This is a genomic window from Falsihalocynthiibacter sp. CO-5D18 (genome assembly GCF_041205445.1).
Classification (GTDB): domain Bacteria; phylum Pseudomonadota; class Alphaproteobacteria; order Rhodobacterales; family Rhodobacteraceae; genus Falsihalocynthiibacter; species Falsihalocynthiibacter arcticus.
Map to the genome: position 1 here is coordinate 1 of NZ_JBGFCF010000037.1, position 3,916 is coordinate 3,916.

Sequence of the window (3,916 nt, forward strand, 5' to 3'; positions counted from 1 at the left end):
CTTTGCTCTGCGACCTTTCGGGAGAAGAACTCTCGCAGGAAGATGCAGAAGCCACGTTCCTAGATCTCGGATTTGACTCCCTATTTCTGGGGCAAGTAGCGCAGAAATTGGGTGCTGACTTTGGGATCGACATCACATTCCGCCAATTGCTGTCGCAATATCCGACGGCCACCGCTGTTGCTGGATTACTGGATGAAAACTTGCCACCAGATGTTGTGGAAGCCGTAGCACCTGTTGCGGCCCCCCAAATGGCCGAGCAAGTTGCGGCTTTCTCTCAGCTTACCCTTTCGGCGCCCGTCACTTCAGACGGTCGATCACCCCTGATGCTGGCACAAATATCTGCGATGCAGACGTTGTTTTCTCAGCAATTGCTGGCCCTATCCGGTACGGCCCTTCAGCAGGTTTCTGCGGCACCCGTCACAGCCCCCGCCCCTGCGCCTATGCCAGAGGTAATCCGCGAAACAGCGGCCACAGCCCACAGCGAGCCCGTTGAGGCAACGCCCAAAAAACCCGCCTTTTCGATTGGACGCGCAACAAACGCCGGCGGTGGCGATTTGACCCCGCAACAAGCAGAATTCGCCCGTGACTTGGCCCAGCGATACAGCGCAAAAAGCCCAAAAACCAAGGCATATGTTCAGAGGTATCGCCCTGCCATGGCTGATCCGCGTACGGCGGCGGGCTTTCGGGCTGAATGGAAAGAACTGGTTTTTCCAGTCGTTTGTGATCGTTCCAAAGGATCACGGCTTTGGGATATTGACGGCAACGAATTCATCGACCTTGTGAACGGTTTTGGCCAGACGGCTTTTGGCCACTCACCCGATTTTGTTGTCGACGCAATCACTCGCCAAATGGAACGCGGATTTGCCATAGGACCGCAAAGCGATCTCGCTGGACCCATCGCCGAACGGTTTGCAAGGTTTGTGGGCCATCAACGCGCAGCGTTCTGTAACACCGGATCTGAGGCCGTGATGGCCGCAATGCGTATTGCCCGCACCGTGACAGGGCGCGAAAAAATTGTCGTTTTTGGCAACGACTATCACGGCCAATTCGACGAGGTTCTGGTCAAAGGCAAGCGCAGCGGTGGCGACCCAGCCGCCTTACCAATTGCCCCTGGAATCCCGCGCGCGTCGCTCTCGCAAATGGTTGTTTTGCCATACGCAGAACAATCCACGCTTGATTGGCTGCGCAAAAACATAGGCGATATCGCCGCCGTGATCGTAGAACCGGTTCAAAGCCGCCATCCCGATTTGCGCCCGCGCGCCTTTGTCGAAACCCTGCGCGAGCTTACCCGCGATGGTGGAGCGGCAATGGTTATGGACGAAGTGGTCACGGGCTTTCGCGTCGGGCCACGCGGGATGCAAGGCGCATGGGATATCACACCCGACATGGCGACCTATGGCAAAGTTGTTGGCGGTGGTATGCCTATCGGCATGCTCGCGGGGTCGGATCGATTCATGGACGCGTTAGATGGCGGTCAGTGGCAGTTTGGCGACGAAAGCGTTCCCGAGGCTTCCCCCACGTTTTTTGCTGGCACGTTTGTGCGTCATCCTCTGGTGCTTGCGGCAGTCGAGGCCACTTTGGATCACATGGAGCAACACGGCGCCGACCTTTGGGAGGCAACCGCCGACCTGACGGCGCGTACTGTGAGGCGCCTAAATGACATACTGGACGCACGCGGACTGCCCCGCATCGTTGAAACTTTTTCCAGCTGGTTTGTACCACAGGTCACAGATCTGGATCCCAACGCCGCCTTGTTGTTTCCCTTGATGCGACTTGCCGGAGTGCATGTACAGATCGGATATCCGTGCATATTCACCACTGCCCACACTCAAGACGACGCCGACAAGGTTGTGACAGCGTTTGAGCAGTCCGTTGACGCATTGCGCGCTGTGGGCATCCTAGGTGGAAATCCCGTTCTCGGAGCTGAAATTCAGCCCGCGGCGACAGCACAGATAGGATTGCCTTTGACTGCGGCTCAACGTGAAATCTGGATGACGACGCAATTGGTCAAACAAGCCTCGTGCTGTTTTAACGAAAGTGTTTCGCTTGAACTCAGTGGTCCTTTGGACCTGCCTGCCTTACAACGCGCCATGGATCAGATCATCGCGCGGCATGACGGGTTACGCATGGTCTTTGCCCGCAATGGCGAAAGCTTTGACGTTGTTGACCCGTATCCTTTACCTTTGGAACTGCATGATGTGAGCACGTCGGACGATCCCGCCTCTGCGTTGCACCATTTGCTTTTGGACGACGCGGCGACCCCGATCGATATCGTATCTGGCCCCCCTCTACGCGCCTTTGTGGTGCGCACGTCGCAAGATACACATGTGCTTGTGCTGAATGCGCATCACATCGTTTGCGACGGGTGGTCGTTTAATGTTCTGTCTGAGGAACTCGCGACCCTTTATGCCCAAGAAGTGACAGGCAAAACAGCAGGACTTCCACCAGCCCCATCCTTTGCAAGTTTTGCAAAGCAACAGGCTGCAGCATCGGTTTCCGAGAAAACGCGAGCTTACTGGAAAACGCAATTTCAGGACATTCCAGAGCTTCCGGAATTACCGACGGATCGCCCTCGTCCTGAAATCAAAACCTTTGCTGGCGCCACTTGTACCGCCCATATTTCTGGTGATGTCATGCGAGCCGCTCGCAAGGCTGGGGCCGAACAGGGATGCACACTTTTTTCAACGTTGTTTGCGGCCCTAAACATCGCCGTTGCGCGGCTCACCGGTGCGTCCGATATTGTGCTTGGCGTTCCCACAGGTGGTCAGGCAATGTTGGCAAACAGCGACCTTGTAGGTCATTGCGTCAATTTCCTGCCCATCAGGCAAACCCATACCTCAGACTTGCTTGCGTCTGATTTTCTTAAACAGGTTAGCGAAGGCGTCATGGATGCCTTTGATCATCAGGATTACACATACGGCACATTGGTGCAGGATTTGAACGTCGCGCGGTCCTTAAATCGACTGCCGCTTACAGAAATCCAGTTTAACCTCGAAAAGCTCAGTGAAAGCATCGAAATGGGCCCCTTGCGGGCGACCATGCACCCCAATGCCAAGGCCGCGGTCAATTTTGATCTGTTCTTCAACATCGTGGAACGTAAGGACGGACTGCGTGTCGATGTGGATTATAATGCGGATGTTTTCGAGGCCTCGACGGTTCTGCGCTGGGTTGGCCATCTAGAACAAGTTCTAGCCGAACTTGGACAAAATACCGCCCGCCCAATTGCGCAATTGCCCGTATTGTCTGAACAGGAAACGGTTTGGTTGGCGGAAACACTCAATGCCACAGAAACACCAATGGGAGAGACCCGCACCATCCATGGGCGCTTCGCTGAAGCTTGCGAAAAACACGGCGATGCCATTGCTATTAAAGATAGCGCAGGCCAGACGAGTTACAGCGTACTTGCACAGCGCAGCGACAGTATCGCGGCGTCCTTACAGGCGGCTGGGATCAAACCGCAAAGCCGCGTGGCCGTAGCCTTGCCCCGATCTTCTGAATGTATTGTAACACTGCTTGGGGTGATGAAAGCCGGATGTGCCTATGTGCCAATCGACCTAAATCAACCCGACACACGACTGCGCATGATCCTAGAAAACGCGGATGTCTCCGCCATCGTTCACCAAGGGAATGCAGTTCCCTCGTGCGCTGACGGACTAGGGCTAGCCGCTCTCCAGATCGACGCCATCACGCAGGGGGGAACTCCAGAAAACATAACACAAACGGGTGACGCGGCGGCCTATGTCATGTTCACCTCGGGATCGACAGGCACTCCCAAGGGTGTAGAAATTGGACACGGGTCTGTGGTCAATCTGTTGACCTCAATGGCCAAGGACACGGCCTTCAACTCGGGCAGCAGTTTGCTCTCAGTCACCACAATAATGTTCGACATCTCGGTGTTGGAAATGTTTATGCCCTT

General features: G+C 55.3%; 1 protein-coding gene. It reads left to right on the top strand.

The window, feature by feature from the left end:
• A partial coding sequence (locus AB9F27_RS21575) for an aminotransferase class III-fold pyridoxal phosphate-dependent enzyme (RefSeq protein WP_369758161.1) occupies nucleotides 1-3,916 on the top strand: 3,916 nt, incomplete at both ends.